Origin of the sequence: Janibacter massiliensis (assembly GCF_900289115.1) — a bacterium.
In the GTDB taxonomy this organism is placed as follows: domain Bacteria; phylum Actinomycetota; class Actinomycetes; order Actinomycetales; family Dermatophilaceae; genus Janibacter_A; species Janibacter_A massiliensis.
On sequence record NZ_LT985196.1, the window covers coordinates 2160146 to 2176745 of the forward strand.

The 16600-nt window shown below is 72.7% G+C and carries 15 protein-coding genes; 4 read left to right on the plus strand and 11 right to left on the minus strand.

The genetic code is table 11. From position 1 onward, the window contains the following. Positions 1 to 4 precede the first annotated feature (4 nt). Both DAA34_RS10525 and DAA34_RS10530 read right to left on the minus strand, forming a co-directional pair. Positions 5 to 418 (minus strand): hypothetical protein, encoded by a 414-nt coding sequence (locus DAA34_RS10525; RefSeq protein ID WP_106819142.1) that lies wholly within the window; start codon positions 416 to 418, stop codon positions 5 to 7. Next, positions 411 to 773: a hypothetical protein gene (locus DAA34_RS10530; protein ID WP_106819144.1), complete on the minus strand. Its 363-nt coding sequence runs from the start codon at positions 771 to 773 to the stop codon at positions 411 to 413. Before DAA34_RS10530 ends, DAA34_RS10525 begins: the two co-directional genes overlap by 8 nt. A gap of 59 nt (positions 774 to 832) precedes the next feature. On the opposite strand from DAA34_RS10530, the gene DAA34_RS10535 reads away from it, so the two are divergent. Together DAA34_RS10535 and DAA34_RS10540 are read left to right on the plus strand one after the other, a co-directional pair. Continuing rightward, on the plus strand, positions 833 to 2245 hold the full coding sequence (locus DAA34_RS10535) for a carboxyl transferase domain-containing protein (RefSeq protein ID WP_106819146.1): 1413 nt from the start codon (positions 833 to 835) through the stop codon (positions 2243 to 2245). 95 nt (positions 2246 to 2340) lie between these two features. After that, on the plus strand, positions 2341 to 3714 hold the full coding sequence (locus DAA34_RS10540) for an L-serine ammonia-lyase (protein WP_106819148.1): 1374 nt from the start codon (positions 2341 to 2343) through the stop codon (positions 3712 to 3714). A gap of 3 nt (positions 3715 to 3717) precedes the next feature. On the opposite strand, the gene DAA34_RS10545 is transcribed toward DAA34_RS10540, so the two are convergent. From DAA34_RS10545 to DAA34_RS10570, 7 genes are all read right to left on the minus strand, one after another. Beyond that, the gene (locus tag DAA34_RS10545) at positions 3718 to 5445 is read right to left on the minus strand and encodes a serine/threonine-protein kinase (protein ID WP_158707709.1); all 1728 of its coding nucleotides are present in this window, start codon (positions 5443 to 5445) and stop codon (positions 3718 to 3720) included. Continuing rightward, entirely contained in the window at positions 5442 to 6662 is a 1221-nt protein-coding gene (locus DAA34_RS10550; RefSeq protein ID WP_106819152.1) for a DUF2510 domain-containing protein, read from the minus strand. Before DAA34_RS10550 ends, DAA34_RS10545 begins: the two co-directional genes overlap by 4 nt. Before the next feature lie 122 nt (positions 6663 to 6784). Next, on the minus strand, positions 6785 to 7324 hold the full coding sequence (locus DAA34_RS10555; protein WP_106819153.1) for a hypothetical protein: 540 nt from the start codon (positions 7322 to 7324) through the stop codon (positions 6785 to 6787). Between the two features lie 149 nt (positions 7325 to 7473). Further along, the gene (locus tag DAA34_RS12170; RefSeq protein WP_158707710.1) at positions 7474 to 7623 is read right to left on the minus strand and encodes a hypothetical protein; all 150 of its coding nucleotides are present in this window, start codon (positions 7621 to 7623) and stop codon (positions 7474 to 7476) included. Between the two features lie 301 nt (positions 7624 to 7924). Further along, positions 7925 to 10831, minus strand: coding sequence for a vitamin B12-dependent ribonucleotide reductase (locus DAA34_RS10560; RefSeq protein WP_106819155.1), 2907 nt, complete (start codon positions 10829 to 10831; stop codon positions 7925 to 7927). 82 nt (positions 10832 to 10913) lie between these two features. Next, the gene (nrdR, locus tag DAA34_RS10565; protein ID WP_106819157.1) at positions 10914 to 11390 is read right to left on the minus strand and encodes a transcriptional regulator NrdR; all 477 of its coding nucleotides are present in this window, start codon (positions 11388 to 11390) and stop codon (positions 10914 to 10916) included. Positions 11391 to 11689: 299 nt separating this feature from the next. Then, positions 11690 to 12061 (minus strand): LysM peptidoglycan-binding domain-containing protein, encoded by a 372-nt coding sequence (locus DAA34_RS10570; RefSeq protein ID WP_106819159.1) that lies wholly within the window; start codon positions 12059 to 12061, stop codon positions 11690 to 11692. A gap of 230 nt (positions 12062 to 12291) precedes the next feature. Between DAA34_RS10570 and lexA the strand changes: the two genes are divergently transcribed. Further along, positions 12292 to 13092: a transcriptional repressor LexA gene (lexA, locus tag DAA34_RS10575; protein WP_106819161.1), complete on the plus strand. Its 801-nt coding sequence runs from the start codon at positions 12292 to 12294 to the stop codon at positions 13090 to 13092. Between the two features lie 6 nt (positions 13093 to 13098). On the opposite strand, the gene DAA34_RS10580 is transcribed toward lexA, so the two are convergent. Beyond that, entirely contained in the window at positions 13099 to 13995 is an 897-nt protein-coding gene (locus DAA34_RS10580) for an NAD-dependent protein deacetylase (RefSeq protein ID WP_106820106.1), read from the minus strand. 46 nt (positions 13996 to 14041) lie between these two features. On the opposite strand from DAA34_RS10580, the gene DAA34_RS10585 reads away from it, so the two are divergent. After that, positions 14042 to 14965, plus strand: a complete 924-nt coding sequence (locus tag DAA34_RS10585) for a LysR family transcriptional regulator (RefSeq protein ID WP_106819163.1) — start codon at positions 14042 to 14044, stop codon at positions 14963 to 14965. Positions 14966 to 14968: 3 nt separating this feature from the next. Here the strand turns inward: DAA34_RS10585 and DAA34_RS10590 are convergent, their stop codons facing one another. Then, positions 14969 to 16594, minus strand: coding sequence for a ComEC/Rec2 family competence protein (locus DAA34_RS10590; RefSeq protein ID WP_234354217.1), 1626 nt, complete (start codon positions 16592 to 16594; stop codon positions 14969 to 14971). Positions 16595 to 16600 lie beyond the last annotated feature (6 nt).

Sequence of the window (16600 nt, forward strand, 5' to 3'; positions counted from 1 at the left end):
GCGATCAGGGCGCGCGGGAGGCGCCTCTCAGCAGCCACCACAGCCCGAGGATGGGCAGGACGAGCGGCAGGTAGCCGTACCCGGCCCCCAGGTGGGACCACACCGTCTTGTCCGGGAAGCGCTCGGGCACGAGGTACGACGCGAGCCCCACGAGGACGACACCCGCGAGCTCGACGGAGATGGCGGCGATCGCCACCCGCCTCGAGGTGCGGTCGCCGCGGGCGAGGCAGACCGTGGCCACGACGTAGATGACGGCGGCGAGCGCCGAGAGCACGTAGGACAACGGCGCGCGGTCGAAGTACTCCGAGATCTGCAGGATGCTCCGCCCCGTCGCCGCGAGGGCCAGCAGCCCGTACAGGCCGACGAGGACGAGGCCCGGACCGCGGGCCCGGAACGGACGCGAACCGGGCTCAGCCACCGAGGCCCCAGATCTGGTCGAGCCGGACCGTCATGACGGCGACCGCGAGCGCCCCGCCGACGACGGTCCCCATCGCCCACCGGCTCTTCTCCTTGAGCGCGAGGAAGGCGACCGCTGGCGGCACGAACGGCAGCGTGAGGGCGTACGCGACGAAGGTCGCCCGCTCGGCGGACGAGACCACGTGCCCCGAGCGGGCCGTGGCGAGCACGGCCTGGACGATCAGGAGGAGCTCGAGGACGGCGGCGACGAGCAGGAGCCCGTCGTCGACGATGCGGTCCCGCACGAGGTACCAGCCGGCAACCACCACGAGGACCCCGACCGCGACGTGCACGGCGATGGTCAGGGGCTCGATCACCCCGACAGGCTAGTGCCCGTCTTGGCGGCACCCGCGCGGCGGCTGGGAGGATGGAGCGCATGGCACCTCGCGCGACCTCGGCCGAGCTCTTGGCGACCCTCCTCGACCCCGGGACGTGGATCTCGTGGGACTCCCCCGCGGACGAGTCGGGTCTTGCGGAGTCCTACCGGGACGACCTCGCGCGGTCCCGGGAGCGCGCCGGCACCGACGACTCCGTCATCACGGGACGCGGCCGGATCGACGGGACCGACGTGGCGGTCGTGTGCGGCGAGTTCCGCTTCCTCGGGGGCTCGATCGGGGCCGCCACCGCGGACCGCATCGTCGCGGTGGTCGAGCGGGCGCGTGAGGAGCGCCTGCCGCTCGTCGGGCTGCCCGCGAGCGGCGGGACCCGGATGCAGGAGGGCACGCCGGCGTTCGTCCGCATGGCCGACATCGCCCGCGCCGTGCACGCCCACTCGGGCGCCGGCCTGGCGTACGTCGCCTGGCTGCGGCACCCCACGACGGGTGGCGTGCTCGCCTCGTGGGCGTCGCTGGCGCAGGTGACCTGGGCCGAGCCGGACGCGCTCGTCGGGTTCCTCGGCCCGGCGGTGTACGAGGTCCTCCACGGGGCGCCCTTCCCGGCCGGGGTGCAGACCTCGGAGCACCTCGCCGAGGTGGGCGTCATCGACGGCGTCGTCCCCCTCGAGGAGCTGCGGGACCGGATCGCCGCGACGCTGCGGGGCCTGACCCCGTCCGGTCCGGCCGCGCCGCCGGCGGTCGCGGCCAGCGCCGCGGGGCCGTCGGTCCCGGTCGACGAGGCGGAGACGTGGGAGCGGGTGCAGCGCACCCGATCGGGGCAGCGGCCGGGCGCTCGCGACCTCCTCGCAGCGATCGCGAGCGACGTCGTCCCGCTCTCGGGCACCGGCGCGGGCGAACGGGACGCGGCGCTCGTCCTCGCGCTGGCGTCCGTCGGCGGGATCCGGTGCGTCGTCGCCGCCCAGGACCGCGACGCCCCGGCCCCGATCGGTCCCGGTGGCCTGCGGACGGCCCGGCGGGGCATGGCCCTGGCGCAGCAGCTGCGGCTGCCCCTGCTCACCGTCGTCGACACCCCGGGCGCCGAGCTCTCCGCCACCGCCGAGCAGGGCGCGCTCGCCGGCGAGATCGCCCGGTGCCTCGCCGACCTCACCTCGCTCACTGTGCCGACCGCCGCCGTCCTGCTCGGCCAGGGCACCGGGGGTGGCGCGCTCGCCCTCCTCCCGGCTGCGACCCGGATCGCCGCGGGCGACGCCTGGCTCTCACCGCTCCCGCCGGAGGGTGCGAGCGCCATCGTCCACAAGGACGCCGCCCACGCCGCAGAGATGGCCCACGTCCAGCGCGTGAGCGCGGCCGCGATGCACGCGGACGGGTCTATCGATGTCGTCATCCCCGAGGGCGAGGGCATGCTCGAGGAGATCGGCAGGCACGTGGCCCGCGCCCTCGCGCCGTCCTCCTGAGGTCGGGCGACCGGCCCCGCGTAGGGTGGGCCGACGCCGCACGGTGACCACCGTCACAGCGGCGGACCCCGCCACCGACCCCGTGGAGCACCGACATGGCCCTCAGCGTCTTCGACCTCTTCTCCGTCGGGATCGGTCCGTCGAGCTCGCACACCGTCGGCCCGATGCGCGCCGCGCTCATGTTCGTCGAGCGGCTGCGCGATGAGGGTCTCCTGCAGCAGACGTCGGCGGTCCGGGCCGAGCTCTTCGGGTCGCTCGGGGCGACCGGGCACGGCCACGGCACCGCGAAGGCCGTCATCCTCGGCCTGGCCGGCGAGCGCCCCGAGGAGTGCGACCCCAGGCAGGTGGAGCATCTCGTCGACGACGTCCGCGCTGGCCGGCGGATCCGGCTCCTGGGGAGCCACGAGATCGACTTCGACCCGGAGACCGACCTCGTCCTCCACCGCCGCCGCTCCCTCCCCCTGCACCCCAACGGGATGACGTTCACCGCCTCCGACAGGACGGGGACGGTCCGCGCCGAGCACACGTACTACTCGGTCGGTGGCGGCTTCGTCGTCCGGGAGGACGCCGACGGCTCGACCCGCATCGTCGAGGACGACACCCCGGTCCCCCACCCCTTCACGACCGGCGACCAGCTCCTGGCCGTGTGCGAGGACACGGGGATGTCGATCGCGTGGGTCATGCTCGAGAACGAGAAGGCGTGGCGCTCGGAGGAGGAGGTGCGGGCCGGGCTCCTGCACCTGTGGGGGGTCATGGACGAGTGCATCGCGAACGGGATGGAGACCGAGGGGGTGCTCCCGGGAGGCCTGAGGGTGAAGCGCCGCGCACCCCAGCTGGCCCAGAAGCTGCGCGTCGAGGCCGACACGAGCGACCCGCTGCGCGGGATGGACTGGATCACCCTCTACGCCCTGGCGGTCAACGAGGAGAACGCCGCCGGCGGGCGCGTCGTCACGGCACCGACGAACGGCGCGGCGGGCATCATCCCGGCCGTCCTCAAGTACTGCACGGAGTTCGTCCCCGGGACCGACGATCGCGCCATCGTCCGCTTCCTCCTCACCGCGGGCGCCATCGGCGTCATCTACAAGGAGAACGCCTCCATCTCCGGCGCCGAGGTCGGTTGCCAGGGGGAGGTGGGCTCGGCGTGCTCGATGGCCGCCGGCGCGATGGCCGCCGTCCTCGGAGGGTCCCCCGCGCAGGTCGAGGACGCCGCGGAGATCGGGATGGAGCACAACCTCGGCCTCACCTGCGACCCCGTCGGGGGGCTCGTGCAGATCCCGTGCATCGAGCGCAACGCCGTCGCCTCCGTGAAGGCGGTCACCGCCGCGCGCACCGCGCTGCGCGGCACCGGGTCGGGTGTCGTCTCGCTGGACAAGGTCGTCCGGACGATGCGCGAGACCGGGCGCGACATGAAGGTGAAGTACAAGGAGACGGCGCGGGGTGGGCTCGCCGTCAACGTCATCGAGTGCTGAGGGTCAGGGCTGGGTGATCTTCCAGAAACCCTCGCCCTTGACGATGAGCAGGGAGGTCTCGGCCGGGACCCGCAACGGCTGGCTCGTGTCGGAGTACAGCGAGGTGACCTGCTCGACCTTCTCGCCCCTGGTCGAGTAGAGGTCGATCCGGTCGTCGGCCTCGACGACGAGCGTCGCACCGGCGCGGGCGTCGAAGACCCGGTTCCCGTCGCCCTCCGCGGGAAGGGTCAGGGGGTCGGCCTGCGTGATGGGCTCGAGCCGGAGGGTCCAGCTGCCGTCCGCGACGACCTGCACCTTCCGTGCCGGCTCGCCGCCCTCGCTCAGCCCGAAGTAGCTCGAGCCGTCACGGACGCGCGACGTGGCGAAGGCGACGCTCTCCCCGGCCAGACCGGACCCGTCGAGCAGGTCGATCCGGAGGGTGTCGCTGCCGTCGTAGGTGTATCGGACCTGTCCGTAGGTGGCGCCGGCCGGGAGGTCGAACGAGGCTCGTCCCGTCCCGGACCTCTCGAGGGGCTCGAAAGTCGGCACGTCCGGTGGGACGGTCTGGGACGGCTCGTCCTCCCCACCGAGCACGGTCACGGCCACCGCGCCGCCGCCGAGAAGGAGGAACAGACCGCTCGCCCCAGCCGCGGCGAGCACCTCGCGCCGGTCCCGCAGCCGGGGCCGGGCGGACGGGGCCGCGGTCGCACCTCCCAGGCCCGGTCCGGGGGTGTAGGTGCCCGAGCTGCCGCTCGACGGCATCGGGCCGGAGACTCCCGCCGGCGGGCGCGGGGTGGGCGAGGCCGGCGCCCCGAGCGATGATCCGGGCGCGGGCATCGGGGTCGGCGGGCCCGAGGGCGGGCTCAGCAGCGCGGCCGCGTCGTCCGTCGCCCGCTCCGAGCTGACCGGTGGCTCTCCCGGGTCGAGCCCCATGGCGCGGCCGGCGGCGGCGATCTCCCGGCCGAGCTCGAGCGCCGTCTGGGGCCGCTGTGCGGGGTCCTTCGCCATCGCGCGGTGGATGACGTCGGCGAGCGGGACGGGCACGCCGAGGGCGCGCAGGTCCGGCGGCTCCTCGGAGACGATCCGCGCGACGAGCGGCGCGAGGCTGTCCTCCTCCGGGCGGAGGAAGGGCGGCAGGCCGCGCAGGAGCTGGTGGAGGACCGACGCGAAGGAGTAGACGTCCGTGACCGGCCCGGCCTGCTGGCCGGAGATGATCTCGGGCGGGGCGTGGTTGAGCGTCGCGGTGATGTACCCCGACCGCGTCTCGTAGGCGCTCCGCATCCGGGCGATGCCGAAGTCCACGAGCTTCGGCGTGCCGTAGTCCGAGAAGAGGACGTTGTCCGGCTTGAGGTCGCGGTGCACGACCCCGGCCCGGTGGGCGGTCTCGAGCGCGCCGCACAGCGGGACGCCCCACGCGACGACGTCCTCGGGGCGGACGGTCCCTCGCCGACGCATCGCATCGGCGAGGGAGCCGCCGCCGAGGAGCTCCATCGAGAGGTAGAGGTCGCCGTCCGCGGTGGTTCCGGCGTCGTGGATGGCGACGATGTTCGGGTGGCCGGACAGCCGTCCGAGGGCCAGGCACTCCCGCTCGAACCGAGCCTTGACGTTCAGGCCCACGCCGGTGTCGCGGATGACCTTCACCGCGACGCGGCGACTGAACCGTTCCTCGGTCGCGCGGTAGACGGTGCCGAACCCGCCCCGGCCGATCTCGACGAGGTCGACCAGACCGGGGATGGACGGCTGGGCGGTCACGACTTCTTCATGCGCCAGGCTCCGCCGTCCTCGACGCTGATGACGATGTACTTCGTACCGTCGGGGACGGCCTGGCGGGCGGTGTTCTTGCCCCTGCCGGAGGCGATGGGACCGCCCGGATCACCGACGCCCTCGACGCGGAACATCCCCTTGCCCGAGTGGGTGAACGAGACGTTGCCGCCCTTGGTGTACTTGAACACCTTGGACTTCGTTCCCGTCGCCGGGAGCTTCAGTGTCGGGGCGCTGGCGACGGGCTTGAGGGTGAGCTTCCACGGCCCGTCGGCCTGGACCTTCAGCTTCACCGGCTTGTCGCCGTAGCTCTTCATGCCGTAGATGCTCTCGGCGGAGGTGACCTTGCCGATCTCGTTGTAGACGAGGTCGCCGGTGATCGTGCCGGTGTCGTCGACGCCGTTGACGATGAAGTTGCTCGACCCCGAGTGGGTGCCGACGACGATCGCCGAGGAGAACTGCGAGGGGATGTCGATGACCGCGTCACCGGTCCCCGAGAAGGTGTTGCCCGACTTCTTCACCGAGCCGCCGGCCGGCGAGCTGCTCGAGCTAGAGACCGGGGTGCTCGGGCTGGTCGAGGACGAGGACGAGCCGGGGCTGGTCGAGGATGACGAGCTCGACGACGGGGGGTCGGACGGGGTGTCGTCGTCCTTCATGAGCAACCAGGCGAGGGCGCCGCCGCAGAGCAGGAGCAGGAGCAGCGAGCCGCCGATGATCGCGGGGATGAGCCAGCCGGGCCGCTTCTTCGGCTCGCCGACGGCGGTCGACCCGGAGGGCGTCGCGGGCGAGGAGTACGCCGGGCCGGGGGTGTACCCCGGGGTCGCGCCCTGCCCGTAGGACGAGCCCCCGTAGCCGCCCTGGTCGGAGCTCTGCCCGTAGGACGAGGACTGTCCGTAGGACGAGGACTGTCCGTAGGACGAGGCTTCGTAGCCCTGGTCCCCGCCGGCAGCGGTGGCGTCGTACCCGCTGTCCGACGTCGCCGAGGCGTCGCCGGTGGACCCGATCGGGTGGTTGCGCGCAACGGTGCGGTCCCCCGCCTCGCCGTCGGCCGGGGCGGTCGCCTCGGCGCCGCCCACGGCGTCGGATGTGCCGGTGGCGCTCTCGACGGGCTTGGCCTGACGGTGCTCGGTCCACGCCGTGCCGTCCCACCAGCGGATCATCTCGTCGTTCTCGGGGTCGGGGTACCAACCCTCTGCCCACTGGCTCATGATTCGACTCCTCCGTGCCGTCGGTCCGAACACGAGGTCCACTGGATGCGGCCCCCGTCCACAGGGGACGATATCCGACGCCGGTTCCCCCGCACCGACCGCCGCGGGGGAGCTCTCCCCCGTCAGGAGGTGCGCCGCGCCCGCACCTCGAGCGTCGACGTGGCGGCGGCAATCAGCTCCGAGCGGGGGTGGGCGCGCCGGTCCACCGTGACGGCGACGGCCACCCCCGGCCGGGTGAGCCAGAAGGCCTGGTCGTGACCCAGCCAGACGCGCCGGCCCGCGAGGGCGACACCTCGCACCCCGGCCTCCTCGAGGGGACGCTCCTGGTAGGCCACGAACCACCTCCGCAGGTCGGTCGACGAGCGCAGCGGTCGCCCGCGCAGCACGCTCGCCCGCACGTCGACCCGCCAGCCCCCGCGAATCTGCTCCTCCCAGATCCGGGACACGAAGCGCACGTCGTCGAACTCGTGCGTCGTCTCTACCTCGTCGCCGAGCGAGCAGGGGAACCGACGGATGACGTGCCCGTCGATGACGAGACGTCGGTACATCGGCGACGGGGTGAGCGCCCCGGCGGCCCCGGGGATCATCGTCGTGGTGGCGGCGGCGAGCGCGACGAGCGCGGCGCGCCGGGTCGGGCCGCCCGTGGGGCAGGTGCTGGTCATCGATGCGTCCTCCGGGAGGGTTCCTGGTCGAGGACCACGCTGCCGGGCCCCGGGAGTCCTCCTCGCGCCCTGACTGCCTTCTGTGGACGGGCACCACGCGCCCGGTCCGGGTGTGGACGGGCGGGCGGCGCGGGCCGGGACCGCGAGGGTCAGCGCCGACGGAGACCGAGCACGAGCGCGAGGGCGCCCGCGCCGAGGAAGACCGCCGGGCAGCAGAGCGAGTACGTGATGAGCCCCCAGGCGCGAGCGGGGTTCCAGTCGAGGTAGTAGCTGATCTCGTCCAACCGCGTGACGCCCATCCCGGCGCAGCACAGGCCGAGAAGGATGAGGACGGCCGCGACGACGAGCAGGACGACTCGGGTCGTGCCTCCCGTGGCCGGGGGCTGACCCGGGGCCGGCTGGTGAGGCGGGTACGGATCGGACGGGTACGGACCGGACGGCTACGGGCCGGTGCCGGGCGGCGGTGGGAAGCTCAAGCGCAGGACGCTATCCGTCCCTCGCCGGGGACGCACGACGGTGGCCCGGCGCTCTCGGGGAGAGCACCGGGCCACCGGTGGAGCGCCGGTCGCCCGCGGAGGGACGCGCGGCCGGCAGATGTGGTCAGCTGCAGCCGGAGGTAGAGCCGCAGCCCTCGCAGACGTAGCAGGAGCCGGCGGGGCGCATCTTCGTCCCGCACGTCATGCACATCGGGGCGTCCGCCGTCTTGCCCTGGAACTGCTCGAGGAGGTCCTGGCTCGAGTGGATGTCGTTCGAGACCTCCCGGGCCGACGCGGCGCCCGCGCCCGAGGTGACCTCGTCCGCGTGCTCCTCGGCCTTGCGCGGCTCGGCCTTGGGGGTGGTGACGGGCGACTGGCTGTAGCCCTCCATCTCCTCCTCGATCGACTCCGCGTCGTCGTCGGCCGTCGACGGCGCGTACGAGCCGGTCTCGAGCTGACGGGCGCGCTCCTGGGCGGTGTGGATGCCCATGTAGCTGCGGGTGTCGAAGTCGAGGTGGTCGAGCGCCAGGCGGCGGAAGACGTAGTCGACGAGGGACTGGCCCATCCGGATGTCCGGGTCGTCCGTCATGCCGGCCGGCTCGAAGCGCATGTTCGTGAACTTCTCGACGTACGTCTCGAGCGGGACGCCGTACTGCAGCGCGACGGACACCGCGATCGAGAAGGCGTCCATGACACCGGCGAGCGTCGAGCCCTGCTTGCCGAACTTGAGGAAGACCTCCCCGAGGCGGCCGTCGTCGTAGGTGCCGGCCGTGAGGTACCCCTCCGCCCCGCCGATGGCGAACGACGTCGTCCGGGAGTCACGACGCTTCGGGAGCCGCTCTCGCGTCGGGCGGTAGACGACCTTCTCGACGACCTTCTCCGCCTCAGCCTTCGCCTCGGCCTCGGCCTTGTCGTCCTTGGCCTTCGACCCGCCGTCGGACAGCGGCTGGCCGACCTTGCAGTTGTCGCGGTAGACGGCCAGCGCCTTCAGGCCCATCTTCCAGCCCTGGACGTAGACGTCCTCGATCTCCTCGACGGTCGCGGTCTCGGGCAGGTTCACCGTCTTGCTGATCGCCCCGGAGAGGAACGGCTGCACCGCCGCCATCATCCGCACGTGCCCCATCGGCGAGATCGCCCGCTGGCCCATCGCGGTGTCGAAGATCTCGTAGTGCTCCGGCTTCAGGCCGGGGGCGTCGACGACGTGACCCTTGTCGGCGATGTACTCGACGATCGCCTCGACCGTCTCCTGCGCGTACCCGAGCTTCTTCAGGGCACGAGGGATCGTGAGGTTGACGATCTGCATGGAGCCGCCGCCGACGAGCTTCTTGAACTTCACCAGCGAGAAGTCCGGCTCGATGCCCGTCGTGTCGCAGTCCATCATGAAGCCGATGGTCCCCGTGGGGGCCAGGACGGAGGCCTGCGCGTTGCGGTACCCGTTCTCCTCTCCCGTGCGGACGACCGCGTCCCACGCCCGGGTGGCGAACGCGTGGATCTCCTTGTCCATCGTGCCGACCGTGCGGACGGCGTCGTTGGCCGCCTGGTGCTTGCGCATGACGCGCTTGTGGGCATCGGCGTTGCGGGCGTAGCCGGCGTACGGGCCGACGATCCCGGCCAGCTCGGCCGAGCGCTTGTACGCCGCGCCGGTGAGCAGGGAGGTGATCGCGGCGGCCAGAGCGCGACCGCCGTCGGAGTCGTAGCCGTGGCCCGTCGCCATGAGGAGGGCACCGAGGTTGGCGTACCCGATACCGAGCTGGCGGTAGTCGCGGGTCGTCTTGCCGATCGGCTCCGTCGGGAAGTCGGCGAAGCAGATCGAGATGTCCATCGCGGTGATGACGAGCTCGGCGACCTTCTGGAAGGTCTCGGCGTCGAAGGTGTCGTCCTCGCGCAGGAACTTCAGGAGGTTGAGCGAGGCGAGGTTGCAGCTGGAGTTGTCGAGCGACATGTACTCGCTGCACGGGTTCGAGGCGGTGATCCGGCCGGTCTCGGGGTTGGTGTGCCAGTCGTTGATCGTGTCGTCGTACTGGATGCCCGGGTCGGCGCACTCCCACGCGGCCTTGGCGATCTTGCCCATGAGCTCGCGGGCGTCGACGGTCTCGATGACCGAGCCGTCCTTGCGGGAGGTGAGGCCGAACTGCGCACCCTCCTCGACCGCGCGCATGAACTCGTCGGTGACGCGGACGGAGTTGTTGGCGTTCTGGTACTGGACGGAGACGATGTCCTTGCCGCCCAGGTCCATGTCGAAACCGGCGTCGCGCAGGGCGCGGATCTTGTCCTCCTCGCGCGCCTTCGTCTCGACGAACTCCTCGATGTCCGGGTGGTCGACGTCGAGGACGACCATCTTCGCCGCCCGGCGGGTCGCGCCGCCCGACTTGATCGTGCCCGCGGAGGCGTCGGCGCCGCGCATGAAGGAGACGGGGCCGGAGGCCGTACCGCCGGAGGACAGCAGCTCCTTGCTCGAACGGATGCGGGAGAGGTTGAGGCCGGCGCCGGAGCCGCCCTTGAAGATGAACCCCTCCTCCTTGTACCAGTTGAGGATCGAGTCCATCGAGTCGTCGACGGAGAGGATGAAGCAGGCACTCACCTGCTGCGGCGACCGCGTCCCGACGTTGAACCACACCGGCGAGTTGAACGAGAACACCTGGTGCAGCAGGGCGTGGGTGAGCTCGTGCTCGAAGATCTCCGCGTCCTTGTCCGTCGCGAAGTAGCCGTGCTCCTGGCCCGCCCGGACGTACGTGAGGACGACGCGGTCGATCAGCTGCTTGAGGCCGGTCTCCCGCTCCGGGGTGCCGACCGCGCCGCGGAAGTACTTCGTCGTGACGATCGTGCTCGCGTTGACCGACCAGAAGTCGGGGAACTCGACGCCTCGCTGCTCGAAGATCGTCTCCCCGGTCTTCCAGTTCTGCTGGACGACGTCGCGCGACTCCCACGTGACGGCGTCGTACGGGTGGACGCCCTCCGTCGTGAAGATGCGCTCGATCGTCAGGCCCTTCGCGGGCCGGGTGGGTGCGGCCGTCTCGGCGGTCTCGGTCATCGTCCTACTCTCCTGGTGGGTCCGGGTGCAGCGTGCGGATGCGGTGTGTTCGGTGCTCGTGGGGTCAGGCGGTCGTGGGGGGTCAGGCGGTCGCGGGCTCGTCGACGGTCGGCTCGCGCTCGGCCCGCAGGAGCGCGATGGCGGCCTCGAAGTCCTCGAGGGAGTCGAAGCCCTGGTAGACGGAGGCGAACCGGAGGTAGGCGACCTCGTCGAGCTCGCGCAACGGCCCGAGGATCGCCATGCCGACCTCGTGCGCGTCGACCTCGGCGCTGCCGGCCAACCGGATCGTCTCCTCGACCTGCTGGGCGAGCACCGCGAGATCGTCCTCGCTCACCGGGCGCCCCTGGCAGGCCTTGCGGACGCCGACGAGGACCTTGCTCCGGCTGAACGGCTCGGTGACCCCGGACCGCTTGAGCACGGACAGGCTCGCCGTCTCGATGGTCGTGAACCGACGGTTGCACGCCGGGCACTGGCGCCGGCGCCGGATCTGGCCGCCGTCGTCCGCGGTGCGCGAGTCGACGACCCGGGAGTCGGTGTTGCGGCAGAACGGGCAGTGCACCGAGGGCTCCTCTCGCATGTCGGGGTCGTGCCTGGGATGGGGAGAACCTGTGGGTAGGACCGATCTCCTTGTGCACGAATGGTGCACAACATGTGGATGAATCACATCGGTGTAACCACTAGATGTAGTGCCATTACAACCCATCACCCACGAGGGCGCAAGCGTCGAGGTCGGGCGCGTCCCGCGCGCTCCCGAGAATCCGGGCGACACGCCGGGATGACGATCGCCGGCCACCGCGAGCGGCGACCGGCGATCCCCACCTCGGCGCCGGGTCGAAGTGCACCGAGGAGCTCTGGGGCTCACTCCGGGATGACGAGCTCCTGCCCCGCGGCGACTCCGTCGCCGGGCAGGTCGTTCGCGAGCCGGAGGGCCACGACGGCCTCGGCGACGGGGCGGCCGGGCATCTCGACGGCAGCGATCTCCGACAGGGTCTGGCCCGGCGCGACCGTCACCATGCGGCCTCCCCCGGCGGCCTCGCCGGCGCCGGCCAGGCCGACGAACAGGGCCAGCGCGACGACGGCCGTCACGAGGACCGTGAGGGCGAGCCGACCCCGGCGGGTGATCCGCACAGCGGGCTCACGAACGACGACGGCACCCCCGGTCGGGACCGGCACGAGGTGGCGGCGAGGGCGGGGCGAGCTCAGCTGCCAGTCGGCGAGTGCTGCGGTCATGCTGTCCTCCAGTCCTGCGCGACCGGCTGGTCCGGCCACGTTCGAAACCCTGTTCGATCGAACGTACGTCCAATGTGTAGCACGCGTGTTCGACACGGGGCAAGACACGCGTCGAACAGGTGTTTGAGTGCGGCACCGGCGATCCGTACGCTTGTTCCCACGAGAAGGAGCCAACCAGCGAGGTCCGACAACGGCCCCCGCCCGGCTCCGCGAGGGAAGGACTGATCGAGATGGCGCGCGAGTCGCGAGGCCGTGGCACGGGGTCCGACGACGCCCCCGGCACCCGGTCGGAGAACGTCACCGCGCTGCCGGACCGGGACACGGGCACCGCGCTGACGGTCCGCCAGCAGCGCATCCTCGAGGTCATCCGCACCCAGGTCGAGCGCCGCGGGTACCCGCCGAGCATCCGCGAGATCGGCGACGCGGTCGGGCTGACCAGCCCGTCGAGCGTCGCCCACCAGCTCTCCACCCTCGAGCGCAAGGGGTACCTGCGTCGGGACCCGCACCGTCCCCGGGCCATCGAGGTCGTCGACCCCGCGGCGTCGCAGGTGCGGCCGGAGGTGACCGACCCGGGCACGACGTCGGACCTCACCGGCTACCGCGGTGGCGCCAGCCCGGACGGCGTCGACCCGACGGGCTCGGGCGACGAGCGCCCGGAGGCGTCCTACGTCCCCGTCCTGGGGCGGATCGCCGCTGGCGTCCCGATCACGGCCGAGGAGTCCGTCGAGGACGTCTTCCCCCTCCCCCGGCAGATCGTCGGCGAGGGTCCGCTGTTCCTCCTCCAGGTCGTCGGTGACTCGATGATCGACGCGGCCATCTGCGACGGCGACTGGGTCGTCGTCCGGCAGCAGCCGACTGCCGACAACGGCGACATCGTCGCGGCGATGCTCGACAACGAGGCGACCGTGAAGACGTTCAAGCGCCGCGACGGCAAGGTGCGGCTGATGCCGCACAACCCGGCCTTCGACCCCATCGACGGGGACCACGCGACGATCCTCGGCAAGGTGACCGCGGTCCTGCGCCGCGTCTGACCGCGCTCAGCCGACGAGCTCGACGAGCCGCTCCAGCGCCGGCCGGAGCGGCTCGTCGACGTGCACGGTGTGCAGGTGCTCGTCGCGGGTCGCACGGCGGGTGATCGTCAGCACGGGGATGCCGCGGGCCGCGGCGCGCCGGACGAAGCGCAGCCCCGACATCACCCCGAGGCTCGTGCCGAGGACGAGGAGGGCGGGTGCGGCCTCCACCCGTGCGAACACCTCGTCGACGAGCGGTCGCGGGACGGACTCGCCGAAGAAGACGACGTCCGGCTTGAGGAGGTCGGCACCGCACGCGGCGCACCGTGGGACGACGAACCGCTCGACGTGTGCCGCCTCGAGCGAGACGTCCCCGTCGGGACGGATCTCGTCGGAGGTCGCCTCGAACCCGGGGTTGTCGGCACGTATCCGCACGTCGAGGTCGGTGCGGGAGGTCCGGGCACCGCAGCCGAGGCACACGACCGCCGACAGGGAGCCGTGGAGCTCGACGACGTCGGTGGCCCCCGCCCGCTGGTGCAGCCCGTCGACGTTCTGCGTGACGATCCCACCGACGACCCCCGCCCGCTGGAGGGCGGTGAGCGCGGTGTGGCACCCGTTCGGCCGCGCCGCGTCGAACCGCGCCCACCCGACGAACGAGCGAGCCCAGTACCGGCGGCGGGCCTCGGGCGAGCCGACGAACTCCGCGAGCTCCATCGGGGCGACGCGCCGCCGACCGTCCGGGCCGCGGTAGTCCGGGATCCCCGAGTCGGTGGACACCCCCGCGCCGGTGAGGGCGAGCGCGGGCGCACCGCGGGTCGCCGGGCGGAGGTTGTCGGCGATCTCCTCGACGGTGCCGGGTCGCGTCACGGTCACATCGAGCGGGCGAACGCTCGCCACCGTCCGCCGCACGGCCCCTGCCTCCATCTGCACGGCCCCATCCTCCCCGACCGTCGACGCCTATCCTGCCCCCATGCTCGACTCCACCGGCCTGCGCGTGATGAAGGCGATCGCCGACCACGGCAGCTTCACGGCCGCGGCGAACGCCCTCGGTTCCTCGCAACCGGCGATCTCGCAGATGGTGCGACGACTCGAGCAGCGCACGGGGACGGTCCTGGTCGAGCGCACCGGTCGCTCCGTCCGGCTCACCGAGGCCGGCGAGGCCCTCGCCCGGCACGCCGCACCCGTCATGGCCGCCCTCGACGAGGCAGAGGAAGAGGTCGCCGCCATCGTCGGCCTGCGTGCCGGGCGGGTGCGTCTCATGGCCTTCCCCAGCTCGTCGGCCACCCTCGTCCCCCGAGCGCTCGCGGCCGTCCGGAAGGCGCACCCCGACGTCACCGTGTCGTTCACCGAGGCCGAGCCGCCGCAGTCGATCGCGGCCCTGCGCGCCGGGGAGTGCGACATCGCCGTCGCGTTCTCCTACGCGGGCTCGACGGCCGCCGCCGAGGAGGACCTCGAGGGTCTCGTCGTCTCGCAGGTCATCGAGGACGAGGTGCGGGTCGCGCTGCCGACGAACCACCCGGCCGCACGGCAGCCGACGGTCGACCTCGCCGACCTGGCCGACGAGGAGTGGATCGCCGGCTGCCCGCGCTGCCGCGGTCACCTCCTGCAGCTGGCGAACGGTGCAGGCTTCGTGCCGAGCGTCATGTTCGAGACGGAGGACTTCGTCGCGGTCCAGGGGTTCGTCGCCGCCGGCCTGGGCGTCGCGCTCATCCCCGATCTCATCCGGGCGAGCCAGCCGAACGAGAACGTCGCCATACGCCCGCTGGCCCAGTCCTCCCGACGCACGATCAGCGTCGTGACCACCCCCGACCTGGAGCGCGTCCCAGCGGTCGAGGCCACCCTCAAGGCGCTGTGCGCGAGCGCCCGGCAGATCGAGGCGGGCCCGGGCGCCTGACGCTCACCGCGCGGTGACCAGGCGGAGCCCGCCGTCGCCGTCGACGAGGGCCACGTCACCGCACTCGTCGGTGCGGTGCACGCGCGACCCGGCACGCCCGAGGACCGCCAGGTGTCCCGGGGTCGGGTGGCCGTAGTCGTTGTCCTTGCCGACGCTGACGACCGCCTCGGGCGCGGCGACCGCCGTGAGGAACTCCTCGTCGAGGTTCGCGCTGCCGTGGTGGGGGGTCTTGAGCAGGTCGAGGTCGTCGAGCTCGGCCGCCATCGCCGGGTCACGGCGCATCCGCAGGACGATCGCGCGCCCGGCCTCGGCCTCGACGTCGCCCGTGAACATCGCGTGCGCCTCGCCGGTGCGGATCGACAGGACGACGCTCGCGTTGTTCGGCACCGACCCGTCGCCGATCCGGCGGGCGGGCCACCACACGGTCGCGCTCGCCTCCCCGAGCGAGAACCGGTCCCCCGCGACGAGGTCGGACACGGGGGTGTCGTGCTCCGCCGCGAGATCCTCGACGGCCCGGACCTGCTCGGCCGGTTCGCGGACGGGAGAGGTGAGGAGCCGCTCGACCCGGCGCCCGTCGTACGCCCCGGCGAGCCCACCGGCGTGGTCGGCGTGGAAGTGGCTGAGCACGACGGCGTCGAGGATGGCGACCCCGAGGCGGTCGAGGCAGGAGTCGACCGGCCCGGGGTCAGGCCCGGTGTCGACGAGGACGGCACGCTGCGGCCCGCTGCGCACGACGATCGCGTCCCCCTGCCCCACGTCGCAGACGACGACGCGCCACCGGTCCGGCGGCCACGTGACGACGGTGGTCGGCACGGCCGCGCCCGCGGCGGTCGCCACGAGCGCGGCGACCACCACGAGGTGATGGGTCACGTGGTGGGCCAGCCACGGCCACGCGAGCAGCACGAGCAGGCTCAGGCCGGCGAGGAGCCACGCGCCGAGCGGACCGTCCGGCCACGGGATCGCCCCGTACGGGACGTCGGCGAAGACGCGGGCCGTGCGGGCGATGATCTCGGCCGGCACCCCTCCCGTCCACGCGATCCACGACGCGACTCGGACGTCGACGAGGGCGACGAGGGCAGCGGCCACCCCGCCCAGGGTCGCCGGCTCGACGAGCGGCGCGACGACGAGGTTGGCGAGGATGCCGACGACGTTGACCTCCCCCTGCAGCAGGACGACGACCGGGGCGCACATGACGTGCGCGGCGACCGGCAGCGCGAGCCCCGGCCCGAGCCACGGGTGCCGTCGGCCCAGCCGCCACGGCAGGCGCCGGTTGACCGCGTCCCCCCACGGACGGACGAGGACGAGGAGGCCGAGCGTGGCGAGGCTGGAGAGAGCGAAGCCGTACGAGCGGCACAGCCACGGGTCGACGCACAGCAGCGCGATGATCGCGGCAGCGAGCACGGGGAGCCCGGCCGCCCTCGTCGACCGGCGCATCCCGACGAGCCCGATCGCCCCCATCGTCGCGGCCCGGATGACGCTCGGCTCGGGGCGGGCGAGCGCCACGAACCACAGCAGGAGCGCTCCGGCCACCCACGGCCGCCAGCGGCGGGGCAGGCCGAGCACCCGCGCCAGGCCGATCGCGCACGCGAGCACGACCGCCACGTTCGAGCCGGACACTGCACACGACACAGATGT